Genomic DNA, 14,740 nt, shown 5'->3' with positions numbered 1-14,740 from the left:
CTTCGGTTCGACGCTTTGCGTGCTGCGACAACGGATGTGGGGAGCGGTGCCCCCCGTCGCAAGCGTCAGTCGAGCATCGCACGGATGCGATGACACAGCACGTCGACGTCGAACGGCTTCGAGATGAGCGCCATACCCTCCGCGAGGAAGTCGCCCAGCACCATCGCCTGTTCGGCATAGCCGCTGACGAACAGCACCTTGAGTCCCGGTCGGCGTGCCCGCACCAAGTCCGCGAGGTCACGCCCGTTGATCCCCGGCAGGCCGATATCGGTGATCAGCAGGTCGACACGCCCCAGTGCCTCGAGCCGCGCAAGCGCCTCGCTGCCGTCGGCCGCCGGGCACACCGCATAGCCGAGGTCGCCGAGCAGGTCCGTTACCAGCATCCGTACCGCCGGATCATCCTCGACGAGCAGCACGGTTTCGCCCGCGCGCGCGGCGCGGCGCGGCGATGCCGCGGCCGTCGTCATCGGCACGACCGACGCCTCTGCCCGCGGCAACAGCAGGGCGACGGTCGTTCCGCGATCCGGCTGCGTCTCGATATGGACATGCCCACCAGTCTGGCGGACGAATCCGTAGATCATCGACAGGCCGAGGCCGGTGCCGACGCCGATCGGCTTGGTGGTGAAAAAGGGGTCGAAGGCGCGCGCGACAACGTCTGGGAGCATGCCGGTGCCGGTGTCGGTCATGGCGACGCGGACATAGTCGCCGGGTTCGATGTCGGCGCCGCTGCCGGGAGCGACGACGTGATTACCGGTCTCCAGCGTCAGGCGCCCGCCCGCCGGCATCGCGTCGCGCGCGTTGATCGCGAGGTTGAGCAGCGCGCTTTCCAATTGGTTGTGATCGGTCAGCGCCGGCCACGTCGCGTCGGAGAGCGCCAGTTCGAGCGCGACATTCTCGCCGATGGTGCGCGCGAGCAGGTCTTCCAGCCCGGTGGCCAGCATATTGACGTCGGTCGCCCGGACATCGAGCGGCTGGCGGCGGGAAAAGGCCAGCAGCCGCTGCGTCAGGCCGGCCGCGCGCTGCGCCGAGGTCGTCGCCGCTTCGATGTAGCGCGTGACCCGTGGATCGGACTGCATGCCCAGTCGCCGCCCGAGCAGGTCGAGACTGCCGATGACGCCGGTAAGCATATTGTTGAAATCGTGGGCAATGCCACCAGTCAATTGGCCCACCGCTTCCATCTTCTGCGCCTGGCGCAGTTGCGCTTCGGTTTCGCGCAGCCGCGCCTCCGCCGTCTTGGCGTCGGTGACATGGCGGCCGATGGCAAACACTTCGTCGGGACCCGGCGCCGCGACCCACTGGATCCACCGATAGCTGCCGTCCTTGTGGCGGAAGCGGTTCTCGAAGTTCGGCAGCGTCCCCGCCTGTGCGGTCTCGAATGCCGCCTGGGTCGCCGCAAGGTCGTCCGGGTGCGTGAAATCGGTGGCATAGGCGCCGATCACATCGGCGGGATCGTACCCCAGCACCGTCTGCCATGCCGGATTGATACGCCGATAGATGCCCTCCGGGGACAGCGCGACCATCAGGTCCGGCGACGTGTTCCACATGCGGTCGCGCTCGGCGGTGCGCTCCTCGACCTGTCGCTCGAGCGTCTCGTTAAGCGCGGTCAGCGCCGCCTGGCTTGCCGCCAAGGCGCGATCCGCGAGCACGCGCGCAGTCGTCTCGTTGGTGAAGATGAACAGGCCGGCAATCCCGCCGCATTTGTCGAGAATGCGGGAATAGGAGAAGGACCACCATGTGTCCGCCGCGCCGCGATCGGTATCGAGCTTCCATGGCAGGTCATTGAACCGCATGCTCCGGCCCGCGAAAGCGTCGTCGATGATCGGCTTCGCCTGTTCCCACGCGTCGGCCCAGACCTCTTTGAAGGGAGCACCCATCGCCCAATCTACGCGGGGGCCGAGCAGGGGGCAGTAGGTTTCATTGTAAAAGAAGTGCAGGTCCTGCTCGCCCCAGCACAGGATCATCGATTCGGGCGAGTTGAGAACAAGGCCGAGCGCGGTCTTGAGATCGATCGGCCAGCCGGATGGCCCGCCAAGGGGATGGTCCGCCCAATCCCGCGCCAAAATCAAACGCGTCGCCCGTCCGCCGCCTTGGAGAAAGCCGAGTTCCGGCGGCAGAACAGGTTCGGGCGTGGCGTCGATCATCGCAGGTCTCTTATCCGCAGCACCGGCGCGACATAAGACGGTAAACGAAATCGATGGCGCCTTTACAGTCCCTCGCCGCCGACCCAGTGCGCATTGGACAGTTTGCGCGCGACGCTCCACGTCTGCGTCCGGATGTCGGGCACCGCGACGATTTCCCAGAATGCGCCACGGGTCATCGGCCCGAGGGCGTAGAGCCAGTCGTTGGCACGTCCGTCCCGCGCGATCGTGCGCGCCGCCTCGTCGACGTCGATGCCGAGATGCGCTGTATCCGCACGGATCGTGCCGCGATCCGCCAGCCGGCGCAGCAACGGTTCAGTGGTGCGCGACAGGTCGCCTTGCGGGCCGGTGCAGTTGACGATGCGCTGGACGACGAGCGTCTCCGACATGTCCGCCCCCCGGGGGCGCCAGCGCACCGCGACGCCGCCTGCATCCTCGACGAAATCGAGCGTCTTGCCCGCGGCCACGATCAGGCGTCCTTCATCCTGCATCGCCCGCAGACGCGCATGGACAGCTGGTGCCAGCCGGTGGCGATGCACGTCCCACCAGGGGCGTAGATGGCGCAGGAAGCGCGCGCGCTCCGCGTCGCTCGCATTGGCCCACATGCCCTGCGTGAACGGGCGCAGTTCGTCGACCGCTTGGCGCCATCCGACCGCGTGGCCCTTGGCCCGCACCGAAGCGACGAGACTGGAAGCCACCGTCGCGGGACGCTCGCGCAGCCGGTCCGGGTTGGGGGCGGGCGCGGCATGCTCGCGTGGCACCAGCCCACGGCGCGACAGCGCGACGATACGCCCGCGGAAACCGCGCGCCTCCAGCATCAGTGTGACGTCGATCATCGTCAGGCCGGTGCCGATGATTAGGACGGTATCGTCCTCGCCAAGCCCTTCCGCGACATCGGCTGCCCAGGGATCGTTGCGATAGAGCGCGACGGACAGGGCGTTTGGATCGAGACCGGGCGGATCGTGCGGCGGCAGATTGCCGACCGCCAATACCGCCGCATCCGCGGCGATGCGCCGCCCGTCGTCCAGGCAGAGGCACGCGCCGCTGCCGTCCGCGACTACGTCGCTCACTGCGCCGCCTATTACGGTTAGCCGCGAGCCGGCGCTTTGCCGCGCGGCATCGAGCAGGTCTCGCAGATAGGCGCCATAGGTGACGCGCGGTACGAACGTGCCCGCCGCGTCCGCGATACCCTTCGCCGCCAGCCACCGCACGAAATGATCCGGCTCGTCCGGAAAGGCGCTCATGTTCCCTGCCCGCACGTTGAGCACATGGCTCGGATGCGCGGCGCCATAGGCGATGCCGAGGCCGGGCACCGGCGCCCGCTCGACCAGGGTGGCGCGAGGCCCGTCGTGGCGTAGCAGGTTGATTGCCTGCAGCGTGCCCGAGAAGCCCGCACCGACGATTGCGACATGGCGGATCATGCCGGCGCGTCTACTCAGATTTCGTAGGAGAGGCAGCCCCTCGCGGCATTTTCCGCCTCGATCGCCGCATGCGTGCGCCCGTGCATCTGCGCGTGGAGACGGCGAACCGTGGCGCTGCCCGTGGTCGTGAACAGCGCCGGCACAAGCCCGTGAACGATGCAGGCGATCCCGCCGCCGATCATTGCGCCGCCGAAGCGAAACGCTGTCGCCGCATGCGCGCGATAGCTCTCGCCGACGTGGCGTGGGTGGGCGACAAAGGTCGCGTCGATGATCTGGGGCAGGGATCGCATTGGTCGGTCACCTCCGGGGGCAATCAGGGTACGATCCCGTGCGCCTGTCCGGCAAGTGGCGAGGACTGCGGCCTGACCCGTCGCGAGCCCCGCCCATCGTCATCGGCGCGGGCGTCCCCAACAGATATACCGGCCCGAGACCTATATGGGCCCAAGAGCTATGCCGACCGCGTCGGCGTGTCCGACCTCGGCGATGTTCCGCTTCGCCGCGTGCCGGACGCAATGCAGGCGAGTCCCCAATCTGCGCGGACGGACCGATCATACGACGACCGGCGCTATCAACCCGTTTCGTGTAAATCCGGATGTACAATCACAGGGCCCCGCCGAAGAGGATCGAATGTTTCATTTTGGAACAAGGCTGAATCCGAAGCGTAGTTGCCTTGCCTCAACGGCCCGGAGTGGCGTTCCGCTTTTCCCTTTCGCGGAGCGCCACTTCCTTGATCGGCGTTTCGCCTCGATCCTTGCGCGATTTTCGCTATTCGACCGGACCACCCGTCATGTCCGGATGCCGCAGGCACGCCATGAATGCGTCGATCGAACGAGGCGTGCATCGCCAGCGGCCTGTCCCTGGCCGCGCGCCCGCTTCAGGCGTATCTGTCGCGCGCAGCGGTCGCAGTGCCCGGTCGTCGCCGATCAGGGCGCAGGATCCACGCCCTGATCGAGAGGCTCAACTGGGGTGCGCTTCGCTTTCCGCCGCAGCGGCCGTATCTTCGAGCGGCATGATCGGGGCAGCGGTTTCGGAGCCGAGGACGGTGCCGGACTTGCTCTCGGCTTCTTCCAGCAGCCGCATCTGCTCGTAAGCGACCTCGAGGTCGGCCGGTCCGGACCCGGTCGGCTGCATGGGCAGATCCCCGAAATCGCCGCGATCGTGGATGGGTTCGTTCGGATTGGGCATGTCGTGCTCCTGCGGACGTCAGAGCAGCATCAACGCACGGCAATCCATTCGGCTCAGGAAGAAATCTTCCGGCCGGGACTTCTCCCGCATTTTGGAACAGGCCTGGACGAAGGGGGGGCGGAGGGCGTGAGGCGGCCGTGCGCCGTTACTAGATGACCCGCGACGGAATGGCCCTGGCTGTGGCTCGGCTCACGGAAGCTGTCGACGGAGGTCTCGATCGGCGCATCTTCGGCAAGGGACGTGCCGGCCAACCAAGGCCGCAGAGGCGTCAGTTCGTCTGCCGCAAGCTCAAGGCACCGAAGCCAGCCACCGCGACGGCGGACAGCGCAACCCAGATAACCAGAATCTTGCCCACGAACATCATGTCCCGCTTTCCTCGACCATGCCACCCCCCGGCGGACTTTCGAGGGCACAGTATGGTAAATTTTGACGGTTAGGCAAGGCAGTTGCACTGGCCTTCCATCAATTTGGATGCAATTGCTTCAAGCCTGCCCGATCCGCCGTACCGTAGCTACGCTTCGTCGCGCCGCCCGCCGCGTCGCGGGCGAGCGGTGAGACTGTGAGCGGCGTGCGCTGCGCCGACCCAATCGCAGCCGCATTGGCACGATCGTCTTCGCGAGCGACGTCCCCGTCATGCCCGACGGGGGCAGCCCCATGGCTGCACCGGTGGTTCGCAGGGGCGCAATAGGCCGGCAACCCGGCGCGCCGCTCTATTCGTGCTTTGACTCGGAAAACGTCCAGCGCAGCCCGGAGCCGCGCACGCGCTCGATAGGGCAGGGATAGGGCGACGCCTCGAAGATGCGGCGAGCTTCATAGAGCGCGACGTCGATCAGCCGCGCGGATCGCGCCGCGCCTGACCCCAGGCGGTCCGCCAGGACGTCAAAGCTCAACGTGCGTCCGCGTACTTGCATCAGGCTTCCCAGGACCTCGCGGACCTGGGGCCGGCATTGTACGGGTTGGCCATCGATGCAGAAGGCGGGTGTGGTCGGATCATAGGAAAACGGCCCATCGACGACGGGCTGCTCCCGTCGAAGATTATAGCCGCAACTAGGGCAGATACAGGTCAAGCTAGACTACTCGTACGCAGGAACAGCGGTGGCGCTATGCCGTCTCGTGTCTCGGGTACCGATTGCGTCGCGCGTCAAGCGCACTGCGGTGAACGGCCACTGATCGCCGGACGACCCGTATCGAAATGGACCGGTTCGTGCGTCGAGAGCGATTTCTCTGGACGATCGCCCGCTGCTGGCGGCGTGGCAGCGACCCTCCCCATTCCCGCCGATCGGGTGTGCGGTACGGCAAGTCCGTCCCGGCTCGTGACATGCCGCACGGGGGAGCGCATAGCAGCGCAAAATGCGACAATCGGGGGGATGACATGACGCGGGCGATCATTCTGGCGCTGGTACTGATGACGGCGGGCGGCGTCGCGCAGGCGCGAAGCGACGTCAGTCCCGCGCGCGTGCGGGCGCATCTCGACTTTCTCGCAGGGCCGGAATTGCGGGGCCGCGGCAGCGCGACACCGGACGAAGCGGTCGCCGCCGCCTATGTCGCATCGCAACTACAAAGCTATGGCCTGCAACGCGCGCCCGGCATGACCGGCTTCCTGCAGCGGATACCGGTGCTGCGCCAGGTACAGGCAGCGCCGGCAGAGCTCCTGATCGACGGTATGGCGGCAAACGACGTCACGCTGCTCCGCGGTGCCGGCGGCGTGTGGGGCGGCAAGGTCGCCGTGCTCGGGCACGTCGCGCCCGGCACGAAGGCGTCCGTGCTGGTCGTGCCCGATGCCGCCGCGTCAAACGCCGACATCGCGAAAACGCGGACCGACCTCGGCGCCAGCGTCACGATCGTCGCGGCGGACGCGAATAGCCGGCGTGCCACCGAAGCGAGCGGCGGCCGGCCCAGCCTGCCGATGTCCTTTGCCGACGAGGTTCCTGGCGCGCGCAACGCGACGGTCGCGGTCGGCCCTGCAACGATGGCGCGCCTGCAGCGGCAAGGCGCCACGGCCGTCCTGTCGATCCCCTTCACCCTGTCCCACGACGTGACGACCAATGCCATCGCCTACCTTCCGGGGCGTGATCCCGCGGCGGGCGTGCTGCTGCTCACCGCCCATCTCGACCATCTCGGGGTCGGTGCAGACGGGACGATCTGGCCGGGGGCGAACGACGATGCGTCGGGTACCGTGGCACTGCTCGAGATCGCGCGCGCGATGGCCGCGGGCAAGGCGCCGCGACGCGGCATCCTGTTCGTCGCTTATGGATCCGAGGAACGCGGCGGCTTCGGTTCGCGCTGGTTTGGCGACCATCCCCCCGTTCCGCTCAGCCAGATCGCCGCGAACATCGAGTTCGAGATGATTGGTGCCCGCGTGCCGAAACTGGCGGCGGACCGCCTGATGATGACCGGGTACGAGCGATCGGATCTGGGCGCGGCCTTGCGTGCGCATGGGGCACTCGTCGACGCCGATCCCTATCCCGAACAGCATTATTTCCAGCGTTCGGACAATTACGCGCTCGCGCTCCGCGGCGTCGTTGCGCATACCGTTTCAGGGTACGGCGAAGTCGATACCTATCATACGCCGCTGGACACGCCGGATCGTATCGACGGAGCGTTCATGGTGCGGGCGATCGAGTCGCTGATGAAGCCGATCCGCTGGCTTGCCGACAGCCGCTTCACCCCGACATGGGCAAAGGGAGGCCGTCCTACCGAATGACGCCCGGCCACTGGGATAGAGCAGCGCCGTCTCACCGCTAGCAGGCCGTCCGGCGGATGGGTGCACAAAGGCACCATTCTGAAAAATATGCTGCAAACGGTTGAGAATCTCCGATAGTTCCGATACGGCTTCATCTACGGATCATGTAGTGAGTCGGTGGAGGTCGCGATGATCGCGCACAACCACCATCAGCAGCGTGCGGTACAGGAAAATGACATGCGGGCGTTCGCGGCTGCTCCAGTCGCGTAGCTGCACGAGGTCATGCTTCGCTACCATATCGAAAAATGTCGCACCCTGACCGATGGTGATAGTCATTGCTTGCACTGCAGCGTCGCGCGAGCCTGCGTACGCCACCACATGGGACTGGCCGCCGGTCACATCGTGTCGGTCGTCGACTTGGTCGAGCGGAGCTCGAGCACCGATTGATCGCGGCAGGCGGCGAGCGCTGGGCCCTTCACCGATGGCGGTAAAAACGGGGCGGGGCCGGATCAGCCGGTGGCGGAGCGGGAGGGATTCGAACCCTCGATACGGTTTTGCCGTATACTCACTTTCCAGGCGAGCGCCTTCGACCACTCGGCCACCGCTCCGCATCTTCCCGGAAGGATGCGCGCCTAGCGGTTCGCGGGGCGGTTCGCAAGGCGATTGCGTATCGCGCGCCATCGCGCCAGTCTGTGCCGCATGACCAGCCTTGCCGCGCTCGCCGCCGTCGCCCTGTCCGCAGCCGCTCCGCTTGCGCCGCTCCAGGTCGCGCCGCCGCCGGCCGCGCCTCTGCCGTCCGATCCGCTGCCGGCCGACTGGCGGACGATCCCGGACGACGAGTTGCTGATCGTCACGCTCGCGACCGGCAGGCAGGTCGTCATCCGCCTGGCGCCCCATCTGGCTCCCGCGCATGTCGCAAACATCCGCGCGCTGGCGAGGGCGCGCTGGTGGGACGGCACTAGCGTCTATCGCGTGCAGGAGAATTGGGTGACGCAATGGGGCGACGCGACCGAGAAGAAGCCGCTGCCCCCCGGCATCACGGACAGTCCCGCAGCGGAGTTCGACATCGCCAGCTTCGCGCCTGCGGTGCGGATGCGGCGGCCGGACAGCTATTCTACGGGCTCCGGCATCACCGCCGACGGCTGGCCGGTGGCGACCGACGGCAAGGCGGCGTGGCTGACGCATTGCTACGGCATGGTCGGCGTCGCGCGCAACGACCTGCCAAGCACGGGCAGCGGCGCGGAGCTGTTCACGCCGATCGGCCAGTCGGCGCGGCGGCTGGACCGCAATTACACGGTCGTCGGCCGCATCGTCGAGGGCATGCAATATCTGTCGGGCCTGCCGCGCAGCGATGCGCCCATGGGCATGTACGACAAGGACAGCGAGCGCGTGCCGATCGTCTCCGTGCGCCTGGCGAGCGACCTGCCAGCGGGGGAGCGACCCCATTTCCAGTATCGCGCCGCCGACAACCCTCGCTTCGCCGCCGCCGTCGCCCGGCGCGAGGTTCCGCCGCCGCCGCTGGTGTCGCTGGGCGGCGCGGCGGTGTGCGACGTGCTGCCCGCGGTGCGGCGCGCGCCCTAATGTGCGATCCAGCAACGCTGAAGAGCCGGTACCGCTTCCACGCACGTGATCAAACGCTGGGACGGCTGGCGGTGTAAGGGCCTGAGGGGGAGGCGGCGCGGGTCCAAGCCTGGTGACCTGACGCTGAGCGAGGCCGCAGCGAGAGACGCGCCGCGTTCGATTTCTCCGGGCCGGTCCCGTCGGGGGCTGCGCCATGCCGCCGATTGGGCGGCGCGGCGGTGTGCGACGTGCTGCCCGCCGTGCGGCGCGCACCCTGAGGCGCCTGGCGGTGTAAGGGCCTGAGGGGAGGCGGAGCAGGCCAGGCCTGGTGACATGACGCTGAGCGAGGCCGCAGAGAGAGACGCGCCGCATCCGCTTTCTCTGGGGCGGGCGCTCCGGGGGCTGCGCCATGCCGCCGATCCGGATCGAGTTCGACGCTCGATACGGGCAGGGCCTGTATCCAAGGCATCGGCTCAGCCGTTGCAGGGACTTCGTCGGATGGCGTCAGATAGCCCCGTCCGGGAAGCATGGGTCGACCGACGGGTATCCAGATGCCCAAAGGTCACAAAGGTCGCAGTGTTTAGGGGTCCCGCCTGCCGGTCATGCACCGCTGCCGGGCGGCGCACGCCATCCGGCAGCCGTCTCGACGTGGAGCGATGACCGATGAGAAAGAGCGGCTGGAATACAGCCTCGCTCACCATAGCACCTCGGCCCATCCGTAGGAAAACGGAGATGGAACCGCTTTGGCCTAAATTACCCCTGCGAGACCCAGGCCGCCACATCCGCCGCAACCTGGTTCGCGGCCTGGCTGAGGCCGGTGCCGGCGCTGGCGGCGTCGATCGTGGCGACGGGGACGCGGGCCTCGAACCGGCGCTTTTCCACTGTCGTCTTGCCCGCGCGGGTCAGCGCGGCATCATAGACGACGACTGCCTGGCGCTGGCCGGCATCGAAGCCGAACTGGCGCAGCTCACCGGCGAGCGTCGCGCTGGGATCACCGATCGACTGGATGCTGGACAGCACGACCATGTTGCCGCGCGTCGTCACCGCGTCGGAGAGGAGGCGGGCGAAGAGCCGCGACGGCGGTTCGGACCATTGCGCGTTCTTGACGTAGGCGACTTCAGTCGGCGTCGTCCACACCGGCACGCGCGCCGTCGCGATCGCCGCCGGGCTGGTCGGCACCTGGATGACGATCGAACGCGCCTTGGCCGAATCCTGCACCGCCCCCTGGGCGGGCGCATAGTCCGACTGGAGCGTCAGCAGCTGGGGCGGCGGCTTCGCGCCGAAGCTGATGCAGCCGGCGAGCGGCAGCGCGGCGGCGACCGCGAGGAGCAGGCCGGAACGGCGCGCGGGGCGTGTTGGGTGCGTCTGCATGGCGGTCACTTGCCCTTGTAGTCGGGGAGCTTCTGTTGCCCGATCAGCGAGCTGGCGCCGCCCTGATCGACCTTGTCGGCGATCGACGACAGCGCGGTGGCGGTGACGCGCAGGTCACGGACCAGCCGGTTCGCTTCCGGGATCGTCTGTTTGGAGAAGGTCTGCAGGCCCGGACGCGCATCCTGGATCGCCTCGTTGAGCGTGTCAGCGCTCTTGCGGGCGGAGGCGATCGCGCCGTTGAGATTCTGCAGCGTCGGCTTGACGTCGTCGGACAGCACGCCGTTGGTCGTGTCGGCGAGCTTGCCGATCGATTCCGCGGCATTGCCGGCCTGCTGGATGGCGACCCGCGTCTGCGCCAGCGTCGCGGCGATCTCCGGCCCGCGATCCGCGAGCGCGGCACTCAGGCGGTTGGTGTTGTCGAGAATGCCCGCAATCGACGCCTGGTTGCGATCGGAGAGCAGCCCGGTGAGCCGCTCGGTCAGCGTCGAGAGCCGCTCGAGCAACTGCGGCGCGCTGTTCAGGATGGCGCCGATGCCGCCTTGCTTGGTCGAGATGACGGGGACGCCATAGGGGCAGAGCTGCGCATTGGGCTCTTCCGGGCATTTGATCTCCGGCGCTCCCTTGCGGCCGCCGTCGAGCGCGACGGTGCTGGTGCCGGTGAAGCTGCCCTGGATCGTCGCGGTGGTGCCCTGCAGGATCGGCGTGTCGTCGTTGACCGTCACGCGTACGCGGACGAACTGGGGATCGGGCTTCCACAGCACGATCTGCTTGACCTGCCCGACGGGCACGCCGGAATAGGTGACGGTCGATCCCTTGGCGACGCCGTCGACGCTCTGCTTGAAGAAGATGTCATATTCTTTTTCGCGGGCGCCGCCCAGGCGCGCGATCCAGACGGTGAAGATCGCGAGGACGGCGAGCAGGATCAGCACGACCGCGCCGACGATCACATGGTTGGAACGGGTTTCCATCAGTCGGTCCTCGCCTGCTGCGCGGGGGTCTCGGTGGCGGCGGCACCGGAGTCCTGGAGTTGCTGTTCTTTTACCTCGGTCGGATGCGCCTCGGCGCGCTCCTGCGCCTCTTGGGTCGCGATCGCGGCGCGGCCGCGCGGTCCCTTGAAATATTCCTGGATCCAGGGGTGGTCGAGCGCGAGCAGCTCGTCGATCGTGCCGACGGCGATCACCTTCTTGTCCGCGAGCACCGCGACGCGGTCGCAAATCGCATAGAGCGTGTCGAGGTCGTGCGTGATCAGGAAGACCGTCAGCCCCAGCGTCTTTTGCAGCGACTGCGTCAGGCTGTCGAAGGCGGCGGCGCCGATCGGGTCGAGGCCGGCGGTTGGCTCGTCGAGGAAGAGCAGTTCCGGATCGAGCGCGAGCGCGCGGGCGAGGCCGGCGCGCTTCTTCATGCCGCCCGACAGTTCGGCGGGGAATTTGGGCCCCGCGTCGGCGGGAAGGCCGGTCATCACCACCTTGTAGGACGCGATCTGGGCCATCAGCGCGGGCGGCAGGTCCTTGTAGAATTCCCGCAGCGGGACCTCGACATTCTCCGCGACCGTCAGCGTCGAGAAGAGCGCGCCGCCCTGGAACAGGACACCCCAGCGCTTGCGGATCTCGACCGCCTCCGTCTCCTCGCGGCCGATCGTCGGTTCACCGAAGACGGTGATCTCGCCCTCGACCGGCGTCTGCAGGCCGATGATCGAGCGCATCAGGACGGATTTGCCGGTGCCCGATCCGCCGACGACGCCGAGGATCTCGCCGCGCCGCACGTCGAGGTCGAGGCCGTCGTGGACGATCGAATCGCCGAACGCGTTCTTCAGCCCGCGGACCTGGATGATCGGCGCGTCGTCGCCGCGCTTGCCGACGGGGTGCGCCATCAGTTCCATCCGACCCAGGTGAAGAACACCGCGAAGAAGGCGTCTAGCACGATGACCAGGAAGATCGCCTGTACAACCGCGGAGGTGGTGCGCAGACCGACCTGCTCCGCGTCCGATTCCACCAGCATGCCCTGGAAGCAGCCGGCGATGGCGATGATCGCGCCGAACACGGGCGCCTTGATCAGGCCGATGTACAGGTCGGTGATCGGCACGACCTCGCGGATGCGCTGCATGAAGGTGACGGGCGGGATATCGAGGCCGATCCAGCACAAAAGGCCGCCGCCGATCATCGCGATCAGCGAGGAATAGAAGCCGAGCAGCGGCATCAGCAGCACCGCGGCGATCGTACGCGGCAGCACGAGCGCCTCCATGGGTGAGACGCCGATGGTGCGCATCGCGTCGATCTCCTCGGTCAGCTTCATCGTGCCGAGCTGCGCGGCGAAGGCGGAGCCGGAGCGGCCCGCGACCATGATCGCGGTCATCAGCACGCCGAGCTCGCGCAGGGTGAGGCGGCCGACGAGGTTGATCGTGAACACCTCGGCGCCGAACTGCCGAAGCTGCACCGCGCCCTGTTGCGCGATGACGATGCCGATCAGGAAGCTCATCAACCCGACGATGGCGAGCGCCTGGACGCCGACGACCTCGAACCGGTGGACGGTGGCGTTGAAGCGGAAGCGCGACGGATGGCGCAGGATCGCGGCGAAGGCGAGCGTCGTCGCACCGAGGAAGCCGAGCAGGCCGTACAGCGTCTTGAACGCGATGATGACGGCGTCGCCGACCTCGCCGACGAGCTGGCCGACGATGCCGCGCCGGTCGGTGCGCAGCGCGACGGGCTGGTCGGCGGCGGCGACCTGGTCGAACAGGTGGCGGCCGTCCTCGTCCAGCCCCTCCACGCCCGCCTGGGTGCGCGCGGCGAGACGGTGGATCAGCCACGCGCCGACGGTATCGATCCGGCCGACATGGGACAGGTCGATCGTCGCGACGTGGCCGGAAATCGCATCGAGCCGCGCGGGAAGGTCGCCGATCGACCGCAGCAACAGGTCACCGGAGAAGCGCAGCGTGCCGCTGCCATCCTCGCTGAAATCGGCTGTCGCGCTCATCGGCTACGCTCTTGAGCCATCGCATGGGAATCGGCAAGCCGCATCATGCATGCGGCGGACGCTTCGTCCGGTTTCGTCGCATTCATGTCCGGTAAAAACGGGCGCCGTGCGTCAAATGAGGACGTCGACGCCGTGGATCGCGAGGCCGACGAGTCCGCCGACGAGCGTGCCGTTGATGCGGATGTACTGGAGGTCGCGACCGACGGCATTCTCGAGTCGCCGCGTGATCGTCTGCGCGTCCCAGCCGCGCACCGTTTCGGAGACGAGCCGCACGATGCCGTCGCCGTAATCGGCGGCGATGCCGACGACGGTGCGGCGGACGAAGCGGTTGATCGACCGCGACAGGCGCGGGTCGTTGCCCAATGTCTGGCCGAGCTGGCGCAGCACGTCGCCGAGCTGTCCCTGCATCGCGCTTTCGGGATCGCGGGCGATGGCGAGCAGGCGGCCGCGCGCCTGTTCCCACAGGCCGTCGAGCCAGCGCTGCATCGCCGGATTGTCGATCAGCTCCGCCTTCATCGCATCGACGCGCGCGGCGGTATCGGGATCGTGCTGCAGGTCCCAGGCGAGGCGGTCGAGCCCCTCCTCGATCTTGAGGCGCATCGGATGGTCCGGATGCTCGCCCATGTCGGCGATCAGCCTGTCGAGTCCGTCGATCAGCTTGTCCGCCACCGTCTCGTCAAGGCCGGTCCAGCGCAAGATCGAGCCCGCGCGGTCATGCACCATCTGGCGGACGAGATGCTCGTTCGCGGCGAGCGCCTTCGCCGCCCAGCGGATCGCCGAATCGAGCAGGGGGGCGTGGCGGTTGTCCGCGATCATCGCGCGGAGCAACTGGCCGAGGATCGGAGCAACCGCCGTCTCGCGCAGCCGGCCGGCGATGCCCGCCTTGACCATGCCGCCGAGTCGCGCGGGGTCGAGCCCCTCGAGCAGCTGCGCGACCAGCTTCGACGCACCGGCACGGAAGCGGCCGCCCGCGCCTTCCGGCGGATCGGTCAGCCAGCGCACGATCGCGCCCGCGACGTCGAAGCGGCGCATGCGGCGCGCGATCACCGCAGACTGGAGGAAATTGGTGCGCAGGAAGACCGCGAGCGTGTCGCCGATCCGGTCCTTGTTGCGCGGCACGATCGCGGTGTGCGGGATCGGCAGGCCGAGCGGGTGGCGGAAGAGGGCGGTGACCGCGAACCAGTCGGCGAGGCCGCCGACCATCGCCGCCTCGCTGAACGCCTGGACGAAGCCCCAGCCGGGGTGCAGCGGCGCGAGCGCGCGACTGGCGAGGAATAGCGCCGCCATCGCGACCAGCAGCGCGGTCGCGACCACGCGCATGCGCACCAGGGCGGGAGGCGGCGCCTCTGGCAGGGTGCGTGCGCGGGAGAGGGCGGTCATCACCGAAACAATCCCCGAACGCGGGGAATGTT

At 67.9% G+C, this 14,740-nt stretch carries 13 protein-coding genes and 1 tRNA gene; 2 read left to right on the top strand and 12 right to left on the bottom strand.

What is annotated here, in order from left to right; all coding sequences use genetic code 11:
- Positions 1–65: 65 nt before the first annotated feature.
- From RF701_RS09220 to RF701_RS09200, 5 genes are all read right to left on the bottom strand, one after another.
- Entirely contained in the window at positions 66–2,141 is a 2,076-nt protein-coding gene (locus tag RF701_RS09220; RefSeq protein ID WP_308814759.1) for a response regulator, read from the bottom strand.
- 62 nt (positions 2,142–2,203) lie between these two features.
- Positions 2,204–3,559 carry an FAD/NAD(P)-binding protein gene (locus tag RF701_RS09215; protein WP_308814758.1) on the bottom strand — a complete coding sequence of 452 codons (1,356 nt, stop codon included), beginning with the start codon at positions 3,557–3,559 and terminating at the stop codon, positions 2,204–2,206.
- A 14-nt stretch (positions 3,560–3,573) separates the two neighbouring features.
- On the bottom strand, positions 3,574–3,849 hold the full coding sequence (locus tag RF701_RS09210; protein ID WP_210359171.1) for a DUF6356 family protein: 276 nt from the start codon (positions 3,847–3,849) through the stop codon (positions 3,574–3,576).
- A 667-nt stretch (positions 3,850–4,516) separates the two neighbouring features.
- Positions 4,517–4,744: a hypothetical protein gene (locus RF701_RS09205; protein WP_308814757.1), complete on the bottom strand. Its 228-nt coding sequence runs from the start codon at positions 4,742–4,744 to the stop codon at positions 4,517–4,519.
- Between the two features lie 710 nt (positions 4,745–5,454).
- Positions 5,455–5,811, bottom strand: a complete 357-nt coding sequence (locus RF701_RS09200) for a winged helix-turn-helix domain-containing protein (protein WP_210359173.1) — start codon at positions 5,809–5,811, stop codon at positions 5,455–5,457.
- Between the two features lie 305 nt (positions 5,812–6,116).
- Here RF701_RS09200 and RF701_RS09195 point away from each other — a divergent pair, with 305 nt between their 5' ends.
- Positions 6,117–7,448: a M28 family peptidase gene (locus RF701_RS09195; protein ID WP_308814756.1), complete on the top strand. Its 1,332-nt coding sequence runs from the start codon at positions 6,117–6,119 to the stop codon at positions 7,446–7,448.
- A gap of 141 nt (positions 7,449–7,589) precedes the next feature.
- Here RF701_RS09195 and RF701_RS09190 read toward each other — a convergent pair whose 3' ends face one another.
- Together RF701_RS09190 and RF701_RS09185 are read right to left on the bottom strand one after the other, a co-directional pair.
- A complete protein-coding gene (locus tag RF701_RS09190) occupies positions 7,590–7,763 on the bottom strand; it encodes a hypothetical protein (RefSeq protein WP_203311315.1) in 174 nt (57 codons plus the stop codon).
- A gap of 181 nt (positions 7,764–7,944) precedes the next feature.
- Positions 7,945–8,035, bottom strand: a tRNA-Ser gene (locus tag RF701_RS09185).
- Between the two features lie 91 nt (positions 8,036–8,126).
- Here RF701_RS09185 and RF701_RS09180 point away from each other — a divergent pair.
- Positions 8,127–9,008: a peptidylprolyl isomerase gene (locus tag RF701_RS09180; protein ID WP_308814755.1), complete on the top strand. Its 882-nt coding sequence runs from the start codon at positions 8,127–8,129 to the stop codon at positions 9,006–9,008.
- Positions 9,009–9,740: 732 nt separating this feature from the next.
- On the opposite strand, the gene RF701_RS09175 is transcribed toward RF701_RS09180, so the two are convergent.
- The 5 genes from RF701_RS09175 to RF701_RS09155 all read right to left on the bottom strand — a co-directional run bounded on the left by RF701_RS09175 (position 9,741) and on the right by RF701_RS09155 (position 14,708).
- On the bottom strand, positions 9,741–10,358 hold the full coding sequence (locus RF701_RS09175) for an ABC-type transport auxiliary lipoprotein family protein (protein WP_210359177.1): 618 nt from the start codon (positions 10,356–10,358) through the stop codon (positions 9,741–9,743).
- 5 nt (positions 10,359–10,363) lie between these two features.
- Positions 10,364–11,326, bottom strand: coding sequence for an MlaD family protein (locus RF701_RS09170; RefSeq protein ID WP_308814754.1), 963 nt, complete (start codon positions 11,324–11,326; stop codon positions 10,364–10,366).
- Positions 11,326–12,228, bottom strand: coding sequence for an ABC transporter ATP-binding protein (locus RF701_RS09165; RefSeq protein ID WP_287980798.1), 903 nt, complete (start codon positions 12,226–12,228; stop codon positions 11,326–11,328). The genes RF701_RS09170 and RF701_RS09165 overlap by 1 nt, the downstream gene beginning before the upstream one ends.
- The gene (locus RF701_RS09160; RefSeq protein ID WP_203311320.1) at positions 12,228–13,328 is read right to left on the bottom strand and encodes an ABC transporter permease; all 1,101 of its coding nucleotides are present in this window, start codon (positions 13,326–13,328) and stop codon (positions 12,228–12,230) included. Before RF701_RS09160 ends, RF701_RS09165 begins: the two co-directional genes overlap by 1 nt.
- A 111-nt stretch (positions 13,329–13,439) precedes the next feature.
- The gene (locus RF701_RS09155) at positions 13,440–14,708 is read right to left on the bottom strand and encodes a DUF445 domain-containing protein (RefSeq protein WP_246848394.1); all 1,269 of its coding nucleotides are present in this window, start codon (positions 14,706–14,708) and stop codon (positions 13,440–13,442) included.
- Positions 14,709–14,740 lie beyond the last annotated feature (32 nt).

Source organism: Sphingomonas sp. GV3 (assembly GCF_031082075.1).
Classification (GTDB): Bacteria; Pseudomonadota; Alphaproteobacteria; order Sphingomonadales; family Sphingomonadaceae; genus Sphingomonas; species Sphingomonas beigongshangi.
This window is presented reverse-complemented; position numbering and strand designations above follow the sequence as displayed.